The organism is Sphingopyxis soli, assembly GCF_018682675.1.
Classification (GTDB): domain Bacteria; phylum Pseudomonadota; class Alphaproteobacteria; order Sphingomonadales; family Sphingomonadaceae; genus Sphingopyxis; species Sphingopyxis soli.
Window position 1 is genome coordinate 31,280 of the sequence record NZ_JAFMTR010000059.1, and the last position, 19,166, is coordinate 50,445.

Below are 19,166 nucleotides of genomic sequence, written 5' to 3' on the forward strand. Positions count from 1 at the left end.
GCGTCAGAGGTCCATCTTCGCCAGAGCGGCGCGCACCTCGCCGACGAACAGGTCGGGCTGCTCCCACGCGGCGAAATGGCCGCCGCGGGGCAGTTCGTTCCAATAGACGATATTCTTGTATCGCCCCTCGGCCCAGCGGCGCGACAGGCGCATGATCTCGTTCGGGAACAGGCTGCATCCCGTCGGCACGTGAATTTCGCCGAAGCCGAACTGCGCGAAGCTGTGCCAATAGAGCCGCGCCGACGAGGCGGCGCTGTTGGTCAGCCAGTAGAGGCTGACGGTGTCGAGCATCGCGTCCTTCGACAGCGCCTTTTCGGGGTGGCCGCCGATCGACTGGCCGCCGGGCTGATGGCCGCAGTCGGTCCAGCCGTGGAATTTCTCGACGATCCAGCACATCTGCCCGACGGGAGAGTCGGCGAGGCCGTAACCCACGGTCTGGGGCCGCGTCGCCTGCTGGGTCGAATAGCCGTTATCCTTGGCGCGATACCAGGCGAAGCGGGCGAGATAGGCCTTCTCGTCGTCGGTGAGGTCGGACATCGTTGCCGGGTCGGGCTGGCCGACGATCATGTTGACATGAATGCCCGCGCAATGGTTCGTGTGATTGCCGCCGATCGCGCAGGTCACGGCGCTGCCCCAGTCGCCCCCCTGCGCAAAATAGCGGTCGTAGCCGAGCGCGACCATCAGCGCGTCCCACCCGGCGGCGATATGCTCGACGCTCCATTTGGCCTCGGCCGGCTTGCCCGAAAAGCCGTAGCCGGGGAGCGACGGGATCACGAGATGATAGTCGGCCGACAGCGGTTCGATGACATCGAGGAATTCGAGCACCGATCCCGGCCAGCCGTGCGTCAGGACGAGCGGTCGCGCCGCGGGATTCGCAGAGCGGATGTGAAGGAAATGGATGTCGAGTCCGTCGACCGTGGCGAGGAAGTTGGGATAGCTGTTGAGCCGCGTCTCGACCGCTCGCCAGTCGTAACGGTCCTGCCAATAGGCCGCGAGTTCCTGGGCATAGGCGAGCGGAACGCCCTGGTCCCAGTCGTCGACGGTCTCCTTATCGGGCCAGCGCGTCCGCGCCAGCCGATCGCGCAGATCGTCGAGCGCCGCCTGCGGCACATCGATGGTGAAGGCCCGGATACCGGCGACGTCCATCTCATCCCCTCCCTCGCTGCCCCTTATGCCGGAGCCCGGATCAGCGCCTGTATCAGGGCCGCGCGGGCGCCTTGCAACCGCGTTGCAGGCCGACCCCTTTCAGGAAACCGCGCCGCACCGTACCGGCATAGACCGCCGCGGCATAGCGCCGCCGTTCGGCGTTGGCGCCGGTGACTTCGCCGATCAGGCCGCGAAACGGGATGACCGACCCGGCCAGGCTGCCCGCGACCCGCCCGGCGGTTTCCTCGCGTTTCTTGGCGCGGTCCTTGTCGACGGTTTCGTTGACGTCGGGGCCGAGCACTTCGTTGAGTTCGGTCACTTCGCGGATGATCGCCGAACATTTGCCCAGCCCGGCCAGCGAATAGGGGTCGTCCTGAATCGCCAGCAGCTTCGGGGGCGCTTCCTTGCCGTCGAACGGTTCGGTCACCTGGTTGGCGGTATCCTTGATCGTCGAATCTTCGGGCGCGCCCTGCTGCGCGTAAGCGGTCGCGGAAACGGCCAGCGCGGCGGTCGATAAAACTGCGAAAGTCACTCTGTGCATCTGACGCCTCCTTCGCTGCTCCCGTGCAGCCTGCCAAGCTAACGCGTCGGAACCGGTTCGGCTCCCGTCCAGTCGTAGAAGCCGCGCCCCGCCTTCTTGCCGACCCATCCCGCCTCGACATATTGGACGAGCAGCGGCGCGGGGCGGAATTTCGGATCGCCGGTGCCGCTCTGCAGCACCCGGATGATTTCGAGGCAGGTGTCGAGCCCGATGAAGTCGGCGAGCGTGATCGGACCCATCGGGTGGTTGAGGCCGAGGCGGCAGCCGGTGTCGATATCCTGCATCGTCGCAACCCCCTCGCCCAATGCAAAGATCGCCTCGTTGATCAGCGGCATCAGCACGCGGTTGACGATGAAGCCCGGCGCGTCGTTCGCATGGACGATCTCCTTGCCGAGGCCGCGGCCATAGGCCTCGACCTTCGCCAGCGTATCGTCGCTCGTCGCGAGGCCGCGTATCAGTTCGATCAGGCCCATCACGGGCACCGGATTGAAGAAATGGACGCCGATGAAACGCGCCGGATCGGGCGCCGCCTGCGCAAGCCGGGTGATCGGGATCGAGCTGGTGTTGCTGGCGAGGATCGCGGTCGCCGAAAGATGCCGGCCGACGCTGGCGAAGATCGCGCGCTTGATCTCTTCGCGCTCGGTCGCCGCCTCGACGACGAGGTCGGCGGGGGCGAAGGCCGCATGGTCGGCAACGGGCGTGATGCGGCCGAGCAGCGCGTCGGCATCGACCTGCGTCATTTTTTCCTTGGCGACGAGGCGCCCGAGCGACTTGGCGATCCCCGCCTTGCCGGCCTCGGCGCGCGCGATGTCGATGTCGGAGAGGAGCACATCGTGACCGGCGCCCGCCGAAACCTGCGCGATGCCCGCGCCCATTTGCCCTGCCCCGATGACGCCGACGATCATATGCTGTCCCCTATCATTTTCAAAACACCCCACCGCCGTCCGCCCTGAGCTTGTCGAAGGGCTGTTCTTCTCTTTCGAACGACGAGAAAAAGAAGGACGGTCCTTCGACAAGCTCAGGACGAACGGCGTAAGGGAGCGGCCCTCGCTCTACGTTCTGGCGCTAGCCCGTCAAGGGGCCGAGCGGAACTCGGTCGCTTCGGCGAGGATCAGTGCGAAGCCGGGGTCGGCGTCGTCCCAGGTCGCGATCGGGGTCCAGCCGCCCGCGCGGAGCAGCAGGTTCGCATCGCGCGGGCCGTACTTGTGGCTGTTCTCGCTGTGGATCGTCTCGCCCTTCGCCATTGTATAGCTGCGGCCGTCGACGGTGAAGTCCATGGCGCACGCCGCAACGAGATGCATTTCGATGCGCGCGTGGACATCGTTCCAGATCGCGCGGTGGCTGAAATTTTCGACCGGGATCGTCCCGCCGAGTTCGCGATTGATGCGTTCGAGCAGGTTGAGATTGAACGCCGCGGTGACCCCCGCCGGATCGTCATAGGCGCGCTCGAGGAGGGCGATATCCTTGATCCGGTCGACCCCGATCAGCATCAGCGACCCGTCGCCGAGCGCAGCGCGCCAGTTGCGAAGAAGGTCGATCGCGGTGCGCGCGACCATGTTGCCGATCGTCGATCCCGGAAAGAAGCCGAGCTTGGGCAGCGGACAAATCTCGCGCGGAAGGTCGACGCGCTGGGTGAAGTCGGCCTCGACCGGATAGATGGCAAGCGCCGGAAAGCGGTCCGCGAGCGCCTGGGCGCTGTCGCGGAGGAAATCGCCCGAAATGTCGACGGGGACATAGGCGGCGGGATCGATCGCCTCGAGCAGCAGCGGCGTCTTGGTCGAGCTGCCCGAGCCCAGTTCGACGACCGCGCGGTGCGGACCGATCGCCGCCGCCATTTCGGCGGCGTGACGCGTCAGCAAATCGGTTTCGCTGCGGGTCGGATAATATTCGGGGAGCGCCGTGATGTCCTCGAACAGCGCCGATCCCGTCGCATCATAGAACCAGCGCGCGGGAATCGCCTTTTGTCGTTGCGACAGGCCGGCGTGCACATCGGCGCGAAAGGCGATGTCCACGCCCGCATCGTCGGCAGAAATCTGCCGAAGTTGACGCACAACACCCATGTCAGAGATCCTTTGCGAGGCGAACGCCGGTGAATTGCCAGCGCTGGTGGGGGTAAAAGAAATTGCGGTAGGAGGCGCGGCAGTGGCCGCGCGGCGTCGCGCAGCTGCCGCCGCGCAGAACGAACTGCCCGCTCATGAACTTGCCATTATATTCGCCGACCGCGCCGGGCGCGGCACGGAAGCCCGGATAGGGGCGGTAGGCGCTGCCGGTCCATTCCCACACGCTGCCGAACATCTGTTGCAGATCCGTGTCGCCGCTGGCGGCCCGCGGCTGGACCGGCCCGGCCGTGTCGAGCTGCTGTCCGCCAAGCGGGTCGAGCGGGGCCGCCGCGGCTTCCCATTCGAATTCGGTCGGCAGGCGCGCCCCGGCCCAGGTCGCGAAGGCATCGGCCTCGAAGAAACTGATGTGGGTGACCGGCGCGGCGGGATCGATGTCCCGCCAGCCCGCCAGGGTGAACATCTGCCCGTCGCGCCAATAGGCGGGAACCTCGACATCCTCGGCCTGCACCCACGCCCAGCCGTCGCTGAGCCAGAGCGACGGGGTGCGATAGCCGCCGTCGGCAATGAACTCGCGCCATTCGCCGTTGCTGACCGGGCGGCTGGCGAGTGCATGGGGCGTCAGCAGCGCATCGTGACGCGGGCCTTCGCAGTCGAAAGCGAAGCCGCCGCCGGCGTCACCGACGGGTATCACCCCGTCGGCGCCCTTGATCCACAGCAGAGCGCCCTGCCCGGAATCGGCGGAAATCTGCGCAACTTCACTCGCGATTGCACCCTCTTCCCACACCGCCGGGCCGAGCGGGTTCTGCGCGAAGAGATGCTTGAGGTCGGTGAGCAACAATTCCTGATGCTGCTGTTCGTGGTGGATGCCAAGCTCGACCAGCGCCAGCGCGGCGGGCGGCAGATCAGGGAGCGCGGTCTGTAGCGCGGCGTCAACGTGCGCGCGCCATATGCACGCCTCCTCCAGCGAGGGTCGCGTCAGCAGGCCGCGCTGCGGACGGGCGTGGCGCGGCCCCTCCGCCTCGTAATAGCTGTTGAAAAGAAAGGGATAGCGGCTGTCGAACAGCCGGTAGCCCGGCAGGTGATCGCGCAGCACGAAGGTTTCGAAGAACCATGTCGTATGCGCGAGATGCCATTTGGCGGGCGAGGCGTCGGGCATCGACTGCGCGCTCGCATCCGCGTCGGACAGCGTCGCGACGAGATCGAGCGAGAGGCGGCGGGTCGCGGCGAAACGGTGGGCCAGTTCCTCCAGCGGATCGGTCTTTTGCGAAGCGTCGGTACGGCTGGCCATGATGAGACAATCCCCCGAGGTACGAGTCGGTTTCGCTGCGGGACCAATTATGGTTACGGCCCGAAGGATTGTCTAGAACAATAGGGGAACATGATCCTCCCTGTCGCGTAGCGACGGGGAGGTGGCAGCGGCGCAGCCGCTGACGGAGGGGCTATGGTGCAGCCCCTCCACCACTCGCTTCGCGAGCGGTCCCCCTCCCCACGGCTGCGCCGCCGGGAGGATGCTCAGCGCGTCGCGCCGGGTTTCCAGAGAATATCGCCGCCGGCAGCCGCGTTGATATGCCGCGTCATCACGAACAGATGGTCCGACAGGCGGTTGAGATAGTTCAGCGCGAGCGGATTGAGGTCGAGCCCGGCATTCGCCGCCACCGCCGACCGTTCGGCGCGGCGGGTCACCGCACGCGCGAGATGAAGCCGCGCGGCGGCTTCGGCGCCGCCGGGCAGGATGAAACTTTTGAGCGCATCGAGCGCATCGTTCATGCCGTCGATCTCGTCCTCCAGCCGCGCGATCTGGCTCGGCACGATGCGCAGCGCCATGTCGTGCGGGCCGAAACCGAACTGGCCGTCGGGCGGGGTCGCAAGGTCGGCGCCGAGGTCGAACAGCTCGTTCTGGATGCGCGACAGCATCGCCGCCTCTTCGTTCGCCGGATCGAGCGCCGCTGCCGCGAGCCCGATCGCGCTGTTCGCTTCGTCGACGTCGCCGATCGCCGCCATCAGCGGCGCCGATTTGGCAATGCGCGAGCCGTCGACGAGACCGGTGGTGCCGTCGTCGCCGGTGCGCGTGTAGATCTTGTTGAGCTTGACCATTTTTCCCTACCCGGGTTTCGGCACCGGCCTACGCCCCCGCATCCGCGCGGAGCGCTTAAGAAGAGCCGGCGGCGGTCAGGCCGATGATGATCAGCAGGATGATGGTGATCGCCTGCCACTTCACGCGGGCCATCATCATCTTGTTCTGCATGATCTGGTTTTCGCGAAGATTGCCCTCGGCCGCGGCGCGATGACCCTGCGCAAAATAGATGAGCCCGCGCGCCAGCGAGAAGAGGACGAGACCGGCGGCCGCGACGACCGCGAGGACAAGAATGATCTGCATGGCCCCACTTTAGGGGATTTTCAGCGAATAGCCAGCGGGAAGCCGCTGCGCGAGCAAATCGGCGGCGAGCGCGGGGCCGTCGACGCCGGCATCGCGAAGCGAGGCGAGCGAGGCGGCGGCGTCGCGTTTCGCGAGCCTTTTGCCGTCGGGGCCGCAGACGAGGCCGTGGTGGCGATAGACCGGGGTCGGCAGGCCGAGCAGCGCCTGCAGCAGCCGGTGGACATCGGTCGAGGCGATAAGGTCGGCGCCGCGAATGACGTGCGTGACGCCCATCGCGGCATCGTCGAGGGTCGAGGCGAGATGATAGCTGGCGGGGGCATCCTTGCGCGCAAGGACGATATCGCCGTGCGCCGACGGGTCGGCAACGCGCATCCCCCGCCCCTGCTCTTCCCAGCGAAGCTCGCCCGCGAGCGCGGCGGCGCGCGCCATATCGAGGCGCCAAGCGTGCGGCTCGACCGCGAGGCGACGGTCGCGTTCGGCTCCGGATAGATGGCGGCAGGCGCCGGGGTAGATCGAACCGGACGGACCGTGCGGCGCGGCGAGGCTGGCGGCGATATCGGCGCGGGTGCAGAAACAGGGATAGACGAGCCCGCGCGAACGCAGCTCGTCGAGCGCGGCGGCATAGCGTCCGAGATGCGCCGACTGGCGCACCGGATCGCCGTCCGGGTCGAGCCCGAGCCAGGCGAGGTCGGCGAGCGAGGCCGTGACATAGTGCTCGCGCGATCGACTTCCATCGATATCGTCGATCCGGACCCGGAAGCGCCCGTTTGCGGCGCGCGCCGCGCCGTGCGCGAGCACCGCGCTATAGGCATGGCCCAGATGAAGCTCGCCCGTCGGACTCGGCGCGAAGCGCGTCAGCATGGCAGCCCGGGCGAATCCATATGCTGTGCCGTGCCAAAGCGAATCATTCCATATCTTGCGGACATAAGCCCCTTGACGCCAGAATCTGATACGTCATGTAATGACGGTGTCACGCAGGGAAGGCAGTGGCGCGCCATCCCGCGAAGAAATGGGGGCAGCGTTACCAAGCCATGTTCCATCCCGATCTTGCCCGGCATCCCGATTCCTGTCCGGCTCTCGTCCTCAACGCAGACTATACGCCGCTGAGTTACTATCCGCTGAGCCTGTGGCCGTGGCAGACTGCGGTCAAGGCGGTTTTCCTCGACCGGGTGACGATCGTCGAGAATTACGAGCGCGAGATTCATTCGCCGACGCGGACGATGCCGATCCCGAGCGTGATCGCACTCAGGCAATATGTGAAGCCGTCGCAATATCCGGCCTTCACGCGCTTCAACCTGTTCCTGCGCGATCGCTTCGCGTGCCAATATTGCGGGTCGGGGAAGGATCTGACGTTCGATCATGTCGTGCCGCGCCGCCTCGGCGGACGGACGAGCTGGGAGAATGTCGCCACCGCCTGCGCGCCGTGCAACCTCAAGAAGGGCGGCCGGACGCCGCAACAGGCGCACATGCCGCTGCACCAGCAGCCGTGGCGTCCGACGAGCTGGCAGTTGCAGGACAATGGCCGCTGCTTCCCGCCCAATTATCTGCATGAAAGCTGGATCGACTGGCTTTACTGGGATGTCGAACTGGAAGGGTGACATACCCGCTCGTGATCCCCGCGAAGGCCGCGGATAGGCGCGCAACCAACCAAGCGATCCGGTTTTCTTCTTCGTGCCTTTGCGCCTTCGCGTGAGGTCCGTTTTTCTTGTTTCACGCAAAGGCGCGAAGGCGCAAAGATGATGCGACAGGAAAGCCGGACTCCCGCCTTCGCGGGAACGATGAACAGGGGGAAGATCATGCTCCGTTTTGCCGTTCCGTTCGCCGGCGCCCTCTCGCTCGCCGCCTGCGCGACGACAGCACCCGCCGAGCGCACCGTCGCGGTCACGGGGAGCATCGCCTATCGCGAGCGCATCGCGCTGCCGCCGACGGCGCAGATCGAGGTGCGGCTCGACGATGTCAGCCTGGCCGATGCGCCCGCCACCAATATGGCGACGCAGAGCTTTGCAAGCGAGGGCAGGCAGGCGCCCTTCGCGTTCACCCTCACCGTCGACCGCGCCGACATCGATCCGCGGCACAGCTATGCCGTATCGGCGCGGATCACCGATGCCGACGGCAAGCTGATGTTCATCACCGACACGCGCAACTCCGTTACATTCGATAGCCGGTCGGTGATCGATCTGGGAACGCTGCTGCTGGTGAAGACGCACTGATCTGTCGCCAGCATAGCTATGCGCGGCTTGACGCTGCGCCTTCGCAGGTGCAGCAATCCGGCGCATGGGACCGCCGATCCAGATCTCGCAGAATCCCGACATCCGCTATCTCGGGCGGATTCTCGGCGACGTCATTCGCGCCTATGGCGGCGAGAAACTGTTCCGGCAGACCGAATATATCCGCTCGTCGAGCGTGGACAGGCATCGCGGGATCGCGGGGGCCGAAGCGATCGATCCGGGGCTCGATGCGCTGAGCCTCGACGACACCGTCGCCTTCGTGCGCGGGTTCATGCTCTTTTCGATGCTCGCGAACCTGGCCGAGGACCGGCAGGGCGTCGCCGCCGAGCCCGAAGCGACGGTCGCCGCGGCGCTTGACAAGCTGCGCGCCGACGGGATCGACAGCGACGCGGTCGCGGCGCTGCTTGATGCCGCACTCATCGCGCCGGTGCTGACCGCGCACCCGACCGAGGTGCGGCGCAAGTCGGTGCTCGACCACAAGAACCGCATCGCCGAACTGATGCGGCTGCGCGATGCCGGGCAGGACGAGACGCCCGAGGGCGACATCGTCGAGGAAGCGATCCGGCGGCAGATCGTCCTGCTGTGGCAGACGCGGCCGCTGCGCATGGAAAAATTGTTCGTCGCCGACGAGATCGACAATGCGCTGACCTACCTTCGCGACGTCTTCGTGCCGGTGCTGCCCAAGCTCTATGCGCGCTGGGAAAAGGAGCTGGGCCGGCGCCCGGCGAGCTTCCTGCGCGTCGGGAGCTGGATCGGCGGCGACCGCGACGGCAATCCCTTCGTCACCGCCGAGACGCTGAAGCTGGCGACGAGCCGCAATGCCGCGGCGGTGCTCGGCCACTACGCCGACGCCGTCCACGGCCTCGGCGCCGAGTTGTCGGTGTCATCGGGGCTCGCGCCCGTCCCCGAAGCGGTCGAGGCGCTGGCCGAGGCGAGCGGCGACAATGCGCCGAGCCGCCGCGACGAGCCCTATCGCCGGGCGCTGTCGGGGATTTACGCGCGCGTGTGCGCCACTTACGCCGGCATCGTCGGCAAGGCGCCGCCGCGCCCGCCGGCGCTGAAGGGCGCGCCTTATGCGACGCCGGCCGATTTCCGCCGCGATCTGCTGATCATCGCGAACGGGCTGTCGGCGAGCGGCGAGGGGCAGCTGGTCGGGATCGGTGCGCTCGGGCGGCTGATCCGCGCGGTCGAGGTGTTCGGCTTTCACCTCGCGACGCTCGACATGCGGCAGAACAGCGCGGTCCACGAACGCGTGCTCGCCGAGCTGCTCAGGGTGTCGGGGGTCGAGAGCGACTATCTGGCGCTGGACGAGGAGGCGCGCGTCGCGCTGCTCCGCCGCGAACTCGGGGTGAACCGCCCGCTTGCCGCCGCATGGCACCAATGGAGCGAGGAAACCGCGGGTGAACTCGCGATCATTCACGCCGCCGCGGACATCCGTGCGACACTCGGCCATCAGGCGATCCTGCAGTGGATCATCAGCAAGGCCGAGAGCCTGTCCGACCTGCTGGAAGTCCATGTCCTCGCGCGCGAGGCGGGGCTGTGGTCGGCCGAGGGCAAGGACACGCTGATGGTCGTGCCGCTGTTCGAGACGATCGCCGACTTGGGCGACGCGCCCGCGATCATGGCGCGGTACTTCGCGCTACCCGAGATCGCGCCGCACATCGCCGCGCGCGGGCATCAGGAAGTGATGATCGGCTATTCGGATTCGAACAAGGACGGCGGCTACCTCACCTCGACCTGGGGGCTGCATCAGGCGTCCGACGCGCTGACCCCGGTGTTCGACGCCGCCGACACGGCAATGCAGCTGTTCCACGGCCGCGGCGGCGCGGTCGGGCGCGGGGGCGGCAGCGCCTTTGCCGCGATCCGCGCGCAGCCCGCGGGGACGGTGCAGGGGCGCATCCGCATCACCGAGCAGGGCGAGGTGATCGCGGCGAAATATGGCACCGCCGACAGCGCGGCGACGAACCTGGAGGCGATGGTCTCGGCCAGCCTGCTCGCGAGCCTCGAGCCCGAGGGGATGGGCGACGCCAATAGCGGGCGCTTCACCGCGGCGATGGATGCGCTGTCGAGCAGCGCGTTCAAGGCCTATCGCGGGCTCGTTTACGAAACGCCGACGTTCAAGGATTTCTTTCGCGCGATGACTCCGATCGCCGAGATCGCGGGGCTCAAGATCGGGTCGCGGCCGTCGAGCCGCACCAAATCGACCGCCATCGAGGATCTGCGCGCGATCCCGTGGGTGTTCAGCTGGGCGCAGGCGCGCACGATGCTGCCCGGCTGGTTCGGGACGGGCGAGGCATTTTCCGAGTTCGGCGACAAGGCGCTGCTCGCCGATATGGCGGAAAGCTGGCCCTTCTTCGCCGCGCTGCTCGGCAATATGGAGATGGTGCTCGCCAAATCCGACATGGGGATCGCCGCGCGCTATGCCGAACTGGCGAGCGGGGTCGAGGGGCATGCCGAAATCTTCACCCGCATCCGCGACGGCTGGAACCGCGCGCATGACGGGCTGCTCGCCATCACCGGCCAGTCGCGGCTGCTCGAGAAGAATCCCGCGCTTGAGGCGTCGATCCGGCTGCGGCTGCCCTATATCGAGCCCTTGAACCTGCTGCAGATCGAGCTGATGAAGCGCCACCGCGCGGGCGAGACCGACCCGCGGATCGCCGAGGGCATCCAGCTGACGATCAACGCCATCGCGACGGCGCTGCGCAATAGCGGGTAGCGACTTCCTTCTCCCTTGATGGGAGAAGGATACGCAGCCTTGCCGCAAAGCGGCTAGGCGAAATTGGATGAGGGTGATCGCGCGTGGGCGCGCCGCCGCATCAGGCCGGAACCGCACCCCCACAGCTGCGACTAGCGAATAAATTCGCAAGTCTCGCTGCCTCCCCCATCAAGGGGGAGGGTGGGATTGCGCTCAGCTCTTCGTAATCGTCACCTTGCCCTTGGCGTTCGCGCCGTCGGGGCCGAAGTCGATCTTGAAATCATCGCCATCCTTGGTCGTCCCGCGCAAGGTGTCGCCGGCGCGCTGGACCTGGATATTCTTCCTGGCGAATTCGCCCGCCATCCAGTCGGCCGCCTTCGCGGGCGCCGCGGGTGAGGTGAAGCCAAGCTCGACCGTCGCCTTGTCCTGACCGTTCTTGTCGCTCGCGTCGACATTGACCGTGGTGACATTGCTGCCCGGATAGAGTTTCACGCCGTCGATATCGAAATCGCCCTCGACGTCGAGGTCGACGAAATCGGGGATCTTCATGTCGATTCCGACGCCGTCGCCACCGATTTTGATCCGGCCGTTGCCGTCCTTGCTGGCCGTGATCTCGACACCGCCATGCTCGTCGCCGGCGTTGATCGAGACTTCGGTCTTATCCTTCTTCTCCTCGCCCTGCCCGCAGGCGGCGAGGAGCATCATCGGGGGGATCAGAAAGGCAAAACGCATGGCACATCTCCTTGGTGCATTAGTTATATAATACACCTTGAGGGAATGTGAGTCAATGATCTCCACTTTCGTCATGCTGAACTTGTTTCAGCATCCATGGTCGAACCTGGCTGCCGAGGCGGCGCAGATTTCAACGTCAGGTCATGGACCCTGAAACAAGTTCAGGGTGACGAGAAAATGGAAGATTACCTTACGCGTCGATGCTCGTCCGCAAATCGCCATGCACCAGCCCGCCGTCGACCGTGATCGTGTCGCCAACGACATAATCGCCGGCCTTCGACGCGAGGAAGATCGCGGCGCCGGCCATATCCTCGGGCACGCCGATGCGCTTCACCGGAATGCTCTTGGCGACCGCGTCGCCATGGTCGCGCGCCGCCTTGTTCATGTCCGACTGGAAGGCGCCGGGGGCGATCGCGGTGACGATGATATTGTCCGTGACGAGCCGCGCCGCAAGGCGCTTGGTCAGGTACAGGATCGCCGCCTTCGAAGCGTGATAGCTGTAGGTTTCCCACGGATTGAGGCGCATGCCGTCGATCGAGCCGATGTTGATGACCTTCGCGGGGCGCTCAGGCGTACCCGCCGCCTTCATCAGCCCGTGCAGCGCCTGCGTCAGGAAGAAGGGCGATTTGACGTTGATGTCCATCACCTTGTCCCAGCCCGCCTCGGGAAAGCCCTCGAACGGCTCGCCCCATGCGGCGCCGGCGTTGTTGACGAGGATGTCGAGGCGTTCCTCGCGCGCTTCGAGTTCCTTGGCGAGCGCGCGGCAACCCTCGACGGTCGAGAGATCGACGGGGAGCCCGACGACCTTGCCCGGATAGCGCGTCTCGAAATCGGCGACGGCTTCCTCGATCTGGGCGGTCTTGCGCGCCGAGATATAGACGCGCGCGCAGCCCGCGGCGAGATAGCCTTCGACGATCATCTTGCCGATCCCGCGCGAGCCGCCGGTGACGAGCGCGATGCGGCCGTCAAGGCCGAACATGTCATTGAGGTTCATTGTCATTCTCCGATCATTCCCCTCCCGCAGGCGGGAGGGGTTAGGGGTGGGCCAGCGACGGTTCGGTTGCCCACCCCGCTGCGACTAGCAAGCAAGCTCGCAAGTCTCGCTACCCCTCCCGCCTGCGGGAGGGGTGAGATCAATAGCCGCTCATTCGCGCGACCTGTTCGGTGTGATAATGGACATCGCCCATATATTCGGCGAGTGCGCGGTCGCGCTTCATATAGAGGCCGATGTCATATTCGTCGGTCATGCCGCTGCCGCCGTGCATCTGGACGCCCTCGCGCACCGCGAGATTCGCGGCGCGGCCCGCCTTGGCCTTGGCGACCGAAACCATCAGCTTCGCGCCCTCATTGCCCTGGTCGAGCAGTTCCTGCGCCTTCATCACCGCCGCGCGCGCGACTTCCATCTCGCCATAAAGATGCGCGGCGCGATGCTGGAGCGCCTGGAATTCGCCGATCAGTCGCCCGAACTGCTTGCGTTCCTTGAGATAGCCGACGGTCATGTCCATCGCGCCCTGCCCGACGCCGACCATTTCGGCGGCGGCGCCGGTGCGCGCGGCGGCGAGCAGCGCGTCGAGGATTTCGCCGCCCGCATCGACCTCACCGATGACCGCGTCGGCATCGACCTCGACCCCGTCGAGGGTGACATGGCTCGCAAGGCTGGAGTCGACCAAGCGGCGCGGATCGGCGGTGACCCCTTTCGCATCCTTCGGCACCGCGAACAAAGTGATGCCACCGTCGGTTTTCGCCGCGACGATGCTCATGTCGGCGACATGGCCGTGGAGGACAAAGCTCTTCTTGCCGTCGAGGCGAAAGCCGTTGCCCGCGCGCGTCGCGGTCGTCGCGATGCGGTCGGGGCGGTGCTTCGATCCCTCGTCGATCGCCAGCGCGACGATCGCCTCGCCGGCCGCAATCGCGGGAAGCCAGCGCTCGGCCTGCGTGCCGCCCGCCTTCGCGAGCGCCGCGACCGCGCCGACGCTGGTCGACAGGAAGGGCGAGGGGGTCAGGTTGCGGCCGATTTCCTCGAGCACGATGCCCGCCTCGATATGCCCCATGCCGAGCCCGCCGTGCGCCTCGGGAACGAGCATCCCGGGCAGACCCATTTCGACGAACTGCGCCCAGAGGTCGCGCGAGAAGCCGGTGGCGTCGTCGCTGTCGCGAAGCTGGCGAAGATGCGCGACCGGCGCCTGTTCGGCGATGAACGGGCCGACGCTGTCCTTCAGCATCAGCTGGTCTTCATTATGATAAAGCGGCATGAAATCAGGCTCCCGGCAGGTCGAGAATGCGTTTGGCGACGACATTGAGCAGAATTTCGCTCGTCCCGCCCTCGATCGAATTGGCCTTGGTGCGGAGCCACGCGCGCGGACGCGCGCCGCCCTTGGTTTCGGGGCTGTCCCATTCGAGCGCTTCGCTGCCGCCGCACGCCATCACCAGCTCGTGCCGCACCTTGTTGAGTTCGGTCCCGACATATTTCATCATGTTCGACGACGCCGGATGCGCGCGGCCGGTCTTCCACATATCGATGAAGCGCTCGCCCATCGCGCGATAGGCAAAGGCGTCGACGTCGAATGCCGCAAGCTGGGCGCGCAGGATCGGATCGTCGAGCTGGCCCGCCTCGTTGCGGCCGAGCACCCCGGCAAGCGCGCCGCCCAGGCTGACGAGTTCGCCCGCCGAATCGCCGCCCGATATCATCTCGCGCTCGTGCCCGAGGAGATATTTGGCGACGTCCCAGCCGCGGTTGATTTCGCCGACATATTGGGTCTTCGGCACCTTCACATCGTCGAAGAAGGTCTCGCAGAACGGGCTGTTCCCCGAGATCAGCTTGATCGGCTTCGTCGTGACGCCCGGGGTCGCCATGTCGAAGAGCATGAAGGTGATGCCCTGATATTTGTTCGTCTTGTCGGTGCGGACGAGGCAGAAGATCCAGTCGGCCTTGTCGGCGTAGCTGGTCCATATCTTTTGGCCGTTGACGACCCAGTGATCGCCCTTGTCCTCGCCATAGGTCTGCAGGGACACGAGGTCGCTGCCCGAGCCGGGTTCCGAATAGCCCTGGCACCAGCGGATTTCGCCGCGCGCGATCGGGTTGAGATAATCGACCTTCTGCTCCTCGGTGCCGAACTGCAGCAGCGCCGGGCCGAGCATCCAGATGCCGAAGCTGTTGAGCGGCGAGCGGGCGCCGATACGCGCCATTTCCTGCTTGAGGATCTTGGTCTCGGCCGCCGAGAGACCGGCGCCGCCATAGGGCTTCGGCCAGTCGGGAACGGTATAGCCTTTCGCCACACAGCGTTCGAGCCACAGCTTCTGCGCCTCGCTCTGGAATTTCCAGTTGCGGCCACCCCAGCAAATATCCTCGTCACCGCGGACGGGTTCGCGCATTTCGGGCGGACAATTCTCTTCCAGCCACGCGCGCACTTCGGCGCGGAAGGCGTCCAGATCGCTCATCTTCAAGGCTCCTCTTCTGGCCGCAAATCTAGGACCGGAGAGCTGCTTTACGCAAGCGTCAACTTGGGCCAGGAAGCCGACGCTACGGCGCCGTAACGGAAGGTTGCTCGCCGTTGACGCGACGGGCTTCGCGCCTAAGTTGCGTGGCAAAATAAAACGGGAGCAGAGGATATGCGATTCGCAGGCAAGATCGCCGTGGTCACCGGCGCGGCATCGGGCATCGGCAAGGCCGCCGTGCTGAAACTCGCGGGCGAAGGCGCGCATGTCTTCGCCGCCGACATCGACGAAGCCGGCGGCCGCGCGCTCGCCGAGCAGTCGAACGGCAAGATCGATTTCGTTCGCTGCGACGTCACCGTCCCCGCCGATATCGAAGCGCTGATGAACACCGCCGCCGAGAAAGCCGGCGGGATCGACATCGTCTTCAACAATGCCGCTGCGGGCGGCGACCGCGCGCCGATCGACGAGATCACCCCCGAGGGCTGGGACCGGACGATGGATCTGGTGCTGAAATCGGTCGCGATGGGGATCCGCTATGCCGCGCCGCATATGAAGCATCGCCAGGGCGCCAGCATCGTCAACACAGCAAGCGTCGCGGCGCTCGGCGCGGGCTATTCGCCGACCGCCTATGCGGTGGCGAAGGCGGGCGTGCTGCACCTCAGCAAGGTCGCGGCGACCGACCTGGCGCAATATGGCATCCGCGTGAACGCGATCTGCCCCGGCTTTATCAACACCAATATCTTCACCGCCTCGCTCGACGTGCCGGGCGAGCTCAAGACACAGGCGAACGCCGTCATTGCGCAGATGAGCGCGAACGCACAGCCCGTCGCGCGCGGCGGCCAGCCCGAGGATATCGCGAACGCGGTCGCCTATCTCGCGAGCGAGGAATCGAGCTTTATGACCGGCACGCATATGCTCGTCGACGGCGGGCTGACCATCGGCCAGCGCCACGCGTGGGACAAGGAAACGCCGGGGATGTTCGACGCCCTGCTGGCGATGGAGGAAGCGGCGAAAGCCGGAGCCGCCGGGTGACCGCCGACACCCCGGCGCAGACGCGTCTGCCGGTCCGGCTCAAGCTGTTCCACGGCCTCGGCAGCGTCGCCTATGGCGTCAAGGACAACGGCTTTTCGACCTTTCTGCTGATCTTCTACAGCCAGGTTGTCGGGCTCGACGCAAAGCTGGTATCGCTCGCGCTGATGTTCGCGTTGCTCGCCGACGCCTTCGTCGATCCGCTGATCGGCTATTTCTCCGACCGCACCTATACGCGCTGGGGCCGACGGCATCCGTGGCTTTATCTTGCGCCGATCCCGCTCGCTTTCGCATGGATGCTGCTTTGGTCGCCGCCCGACGACCACACGCATATCTTCGCCTATCTGGTCGTCGTCGCGGTGCTGGTGCGCACGCTGGTGTCGTGCTGCGAGGTGCCGTCGCAATCGCTCGTCGCCGAGCTGACGAGCGATTATGACGAGCGCACCGCGCTCGTCCGCTTCCGCTTCCTCTTCGCGTGGGGCGGCGGGCTGCTCGTCTTCTTCCTCGCCAACACGGTCTTCCTGCGCCCCGACGCGACGCACGAATTCGGCCAGCTCAATCCCGCCGGATACTGGCTCTATGGCCTGTGCGGCGCGATCCTGATGGCGGCGACGGTGCTGATCTCGGCGATCGGCCAGCATCGCCGCGTCGCGCACCTGCCCGCAACCAGGCCCCAGCCCGGTTCGCCGAAGCGTCTTTTTGCCGAGATATGGGAGTCGCTGCGCCACCCCGCCGCGCTGATCCTGCTCGGCGCGTCGCTGGTCGCGATTTCGAGCACGCAGATGACCTTCACCATCTCGAACTTCCTCTACCTTTATGTCTGGCGCTTCTCCGACGGCGCCTTCGCGGCGCTGCCCTGGCTGTTGATGGCAAGCGTCATCGGCTCGTTCCTGCTCGTACAGCCGCTGCACCACCGTTTCGGCAAGAAACGGACCGCGGTGGTGTGCGGGATCATCAGCACGATTTTCTGGGTCGTCCCCTTCATGCTGCTGCTGTCGGGGAACTGGCCCGCGATCGGATCGAGTTTTTCCAGCAACCTGTTGATGGGCTTCATCCTGCTGTCGAACATCAATGCGGTGATGGTGATGATCTCGGGCCAGTCGATGCTCGCCGACGTCGTCGAAGCCTCGCAGGTCGAGACCGGGCGCCGCACCGAGGGCGTGTTCGCGGCGGGCTGGATGTTCGTCCAGAAATGCGCGACCGCGGTCGGCATCGGGCTGACCGGCCTGCTGATCAGCCTGTCGGGGCTGCCGTCGAAGGCGATCCCGGGCCAGGTCGCGCCCGAGGTGATCGAACGGCTGGTGGTGAGCTATGGCGTGATCGTGGTGATCGCCGCTGCCTGCTCGACGTGGATCTTCTCGCGCTTTCCGATCAACCGCGCCGACCATGAGGCACGGATCGCCGCATTGTCGGCGACCGAAGCGACCGGCCTGCAATGATTACGCCCGCGCCTCCCGGCCCGCTGCCGATGCGGATCAAGCTGGCGCACGGGCTGGGCAGCGTGACGCTGGGCATCAAAGAGGCGGGGCTCACCACCTTCTTCATGCTCTATTACAACCAGGTGCTCGGCTTCGACCCGCGCACCGTGTCGCTGGTGCTGATCGGCGCGATGGTGATCGACGCGCTGGTCGACCCGCTGATCGGACGCCTGTCCGACGCGACGCGCACGCGGTTCGGGCGGCGGCTGCCCTGGCTCTATGGCGCGGCGGTGCCGATGGCGATCGCCTGGGCCTTGCTGTGGGTCTCGCCCGACATCGCGAAACATTCGACGCTGGGCCTGATCGTCAACGTAGTTGCGGTGCGCATCCTCGTTTCGGCGTGCGAAATCCCGTCGGTGTCGCTCGTCGCCGAACTGACGCGCGACTATGACGAGCGCACGACGCTGATGCGCTTCCGCTTCCTGTTCGGTTGGCTGGGCGGGCTCACCGCAACCGCGCTCGCCTATGGCTATTTCCTGACGAGCGACGAGCCGGGACAGAGCGGCCTGCTCGAAGCCGCGGGCTATACCGGATTCGGGCTGTTCGGCGCGGCGATGATCCTGGTGACGACGCTGGGATCGGCGCTGGGACAGCACCGGCGCATCGTCTCCCTGCCGCCGCCGCCCGCAGCGGGCCACGGCAATTCGATATTCGCCGACATCGCGCTCGCCTTTCGCAACCCCGCTTTCGTCGCGCTGGCGAGCGGAGCGCTGTTCATCGTCACCGGCTATGCGACCGCGATCGCCTCGATCAACTATATGATGCTCTATGTCTGGAAGCTCGGCGACGCGCAGTTCGCCTGGTATCCGCTTGGCCTCGCGATCGCGGTGTTCGGCGCCTTCGCCGCGGTCGGGCGCGCGCATCGCCGCTTCGGCAAGCGCGACACCGCGATCGCCGCCGCGCTGTTCAGCGGCGCGCTCGCCTTCCTGCCCTATGCCGCGCGCAACCTGGGCTTCTGGCCCGAGCTCGGTGGCACGGCGTCGGTCATTCTGCTGCTCGGCTTCATGACGCTGTCGCTGTTCGGGCAGATAGTGGCGAACATCTCCGCCGCGTCGATGGTCGCCGAGATCGTCGAGGCGCACGAGGTCGATCATGGCACGCGAATCGAGGGCGTGTTTTTCGCGGGCTATCTGATGACGCAGAAATTCGGACAGGCGCTCGGCATCTTCCTCGTCGGCCAGCTCGTCGCCTTTGCGGGGCTGGGCGAGCGGATGCGGCCCGAGGACCTGCCCGCCGACACGGCGACCCAGATGGGATGGATTTACGCCGGGCTGATGGTGGCGATCGGGGTGCTCGCCGCGGTCGGGCTGCGTCGTTACGCGATTGATCGGGCCAGCCACGAGGCGCGGCTGGCGCTGCTTGGCGGCGGCGAGCCCGGCCATAAGGAGCGCTCATAGCGAATATACCGAAACATAATGTCCGCCGATCGCAGAAAAATGCGATTT

At 66.1% G+C, this 19,166-nt stretch carries 18 protein-coding genes; 6 read left to right on the top strand and 12 right to left on the bottom strand.

Annotation, left to right across the window (positions count from 1 at the left end):
- Positions 1–3: 3 nt before the first annotated feature.
- From J1N50_RS09065 to gluQRS, 8 genes are all read right to left on the bottom strand, one after another.
- The gene (locus tag J1N50_RS09065) at positions 4–1,146 is read right to left on the bottom strand and encodes an epoxide hydrolase family protein (RefSeq protein WP_215353149.1); all 1,143 of its coding nucleotides are present in this window, start codon (positions 1,144–1,146) and stop codon (positions 4–6) included.
- 52 nt (positions 1,147–1,198) lie between these two features.
- A complete protein-coding gene (locus J1N50_RS09070) occupies positions 1,199–1,687 on the bottom strand; it encodes a hypothetical protein (RefSeq protein ID WP_215353150.1) in 489 nt (162 codons plus the stop codon).
- 38 nt (positions 1,688–1,725) lie between these two features.
- Entirely contained in the window at positions 1,726–2,592 is an 867-nt protein-coding gene (locus J1N50_RS09075) for a 3-hydroxyacyl-CoA dehydrogenase NAD-binding domain-containing protein (RefSeq protein WP_215353152.1), read from the bottom strand.
- Positions 2,593–2,760: 168 nt separating this feature from the next.
- A complete protein-coding gene (gene egtD / locus J1N50_RS09080; RefSeq protein ID WP_215353154.1) occupies positions 2,761–3,747 on the bottom strand; it encodes an L-histidine N(alpha)-methyltransferase in 987 nt (328 codons plus the stop codon).
- Between the two features lies 1 nt (position 3,748).
- Positions 3,749–5,035 carry an ergothioneine biosynthesis protein EgtB gene (egtB, locus tag J1N50_RS09085; protein WP_215353158.1) on the bottom strand — a complete coding sequence of 429 codons (1,287 nt, stop codon included), beginning with the start codon at positions 5,033–5,035 and terminating at the stop codon, positions 3,749–3,751.
- Between the two features lie 224 nt (positions 5,036–5,259).
- Positions 5,260–5,841, bottom strand: coding sequence for a cob(I)yrinic acid a,c-diamide adenosyltransferase (locus J1N50_RS09090; RefSeq protein WP_215353162.1), 582 nt, complete (start codon positions 5,839–5,841; stop codon positions 5,260–5,262).
- Positions 5,842–5,896: 55 nt separating this feature from the next.
- A complete protein-coding gene (locus tag J1N50_RS09095) occupies positions 5,897–6,124 on the bottom strand; it encodes an HIG1 domain-containing protein (RefSeq protein WP_215353168.1) in 228 nt (75 codons plus the stop codon).
- Positions 6,125–6,133: 9 nt separating this feature from the next.
- Entirely contained in the window at positions 6,134–6,985 is an 852-nt protein-coding gene (gene gluQRS, locus J1N50_RS09100) for a tRNA glutamyl-Q(34) synthetase GluQRS (RefSeq protein WP_215353169.1), read from the bottom strand.
- Positions 6,986–7,155: 170 nt separating this feature from the next.
- Between gluQRS and J1N50_RS09105 the strand changes: the two genes are divergently transcribed.
- The 3 genes from J1N50_RS09105 (at position 7,156) to ppc (ending at position 11,068) form a co-directional block, all read left to right on the top strand.
- On the top strand, positions 7,156–7,722 hold the full coding sequence (locus J1N50_RS09105; RefSeq protein WP_058456388.1) for an HNH endonuclease: 567 nt from the start codon (positions 7,156–7,158) through the stop codon (positions 7,720–7,722).
- Positions 7,723–7,920: 198 nt separating this feature from the next.
- A complete protein-coding gene (locus tag J1N50_RS09110) occupies positions 7,921–8,334 on the top strand; it encodes a YbaY family lipoprotein (protein ID WP_215353171.1) in 414 nt (137 codons plus the stop codon).
- Between the two features lie 64 nt (positions 8,335–8,398).
- A complete protein-coding gene (gene ppc / locus J1N50_RS09115) occupies positions 8,399–11,068 on the top strand; it encodes a phosphoenolpyruvate carboxylase (RefSeq protein WP_215353174.1) in 2,670 nt (889 codons plus the stop codon).
- 192 nt (positions 11,069–11,260) lie between these two features.
- Here ppc and J1N50_RS09120 read toward each other — a convergent pair whose 3' ends face one another.
- The 4 genes from J1N50_RS09120 to J1N50_RS09135 all read right to left on the bottom strand — a co-directional run bounded on the left by J1N50_RS09120 (position 11,261) and on the right by J1N50_RS09135 (position 15,217).
- Complete coding sequence (locus J1N50_RS09120) at positions 11,261–11,779, bottom strand: hypothetical protein (RefSeq protein WP_215353177.1); 519 nt, start codon at positions 11,777–11,779, stop codon at positions 11,261–11,263.
- Between the two features lie 190 nt (positions 11,780–11,969).
- Complete coding sequence (locus J1N50_RS09125) at positions 11,970–12,773, bottom strand: SDR family oxidoreductase (RefSeq protein ID WP_215353180.1); 804 nt, start codon at positions 12,771–12,773, stop codon at positions 11,970–11,972.
- Positions 12,774–12,912: 139 nt separating this feature from the next.
- A complete protein-coding gene (locus J1N50_RS09130; protein ID WP_215353181.1) occupies positions 12,913–14,031 on the bottom strand; it encodes an acyl-CoA dehydrogenase family protein in 1,119 nt (372 codons plus the stop codon).
- A 4-nt stretch (positions 14,032–14,035) separates the two neighbouring features.
- A complete protein-coding gene (locus tag J1N50_RS09135) occupies positions 14,036–15,217 on the bottom strand; it encodes an acyl-CoA dehydrogenase family protein (protein ID WP_215353182.1) in 1,182 nt (393 codons plus the stop codon).
- Positions 15,218–15,388: 171 nt separating this feature from the next.
- Here J1N50_RS09135 and J1N50_RS09140 point away from each other — a divergent pair, with 171 nt between their 5' ends.
- Genes J1N50_RS09140 through J1N50_RS09150 form a run of 3 tightly spaced genes read left to right on the top strand, consistent with a single transcriptional unit; the run spans position 15,389 to position 19,118 of the window.
- Complete coding sequence (locus J1N50_RS09140; protein ID WP_215353183.1) at positions 15,389–16,246, top strand: SDR family NAD(P)-dependent oxidoreductase; 858 nt, start codon at positions 15,389–15,391, stop codon at positions 16,244–16,246.
- Positions 16,243–17,682, top strand: a complete 1,440-nt coding sequence (locus J1N50_RS09145) for an MFS transporter (protein WP_215353185.1) — start codon at positions 16,243–16,245, stop codon at positions 17,680–17,682. The genes J1N50_RS09140 and J1N50_RS09145 overlap by 4 nt, the downstream gene beginning before the upstream one ends.
- On the top strand, positions 17,679–19,118 hold the full coding sequence (locus tag J1N50_RS09150; RefSeq protein WP_215353187.1) for an MFS transporter: 1,440 nt from the start codon (positions 17,679–17,681) through the stop codon (positions 19,116–19,118). Before J1N50_RS09145 ends, J1N50_RS09150 begins: the two co-directional genes overlap by 4 nt.
- The last annotated feature ends 48 nt before the right edge of the window (positions 19,119–19,166 follow it).